The following is a 217-nucleotide window of genomic DNA, read 5'->3' as shown; positions in this document are numbered from 1 at the left end:
CGCATCCGCGTCAGCATCCGCATCAGCGTCAGCGTCCGCATCGGCATCTGCATCCGCATCAGCGTCGGCATCCGCATCCGCGTCAGCATCAGCATCCGCATCAGCGTCAGCGTCCGCATCGGCATCTGCATCCGCATCAGCGTCGGCATCCGCATCCGCGTCAGCATCAGCGTCAGCATCCGCATCAGCGTCAGCATCCGCATCCGCATCGGCGTCG

Annotated in this window: 1 protein-coding gene; it reads left to right on the top strand. The window is 65.0% G+C overall.

The genetic code is table 11. The features are described from left to right. Positions 1 to 217: hypothetical protein (locus tag PSHG_RS32065; protein WP_187373816.1), on the top strand; the 217-nt coding region annotated here is incomplete at both ends.

Source organism: Paenibacillus senegalensis JC66 (assembly GCF_000285515.1).
In the GTDB taxonomy this organism is placed as follows: Bacteria; Bacillota; Bacilli; order Paenibacillales; family NBRC-103111; genus Paenibacillus_L; species Paenibacillus_L senegalensis.
Note: the sequence above shows the minus strand (reverse complement) of the source record. Positions and strands in the feature narration are given on the sequence as shown.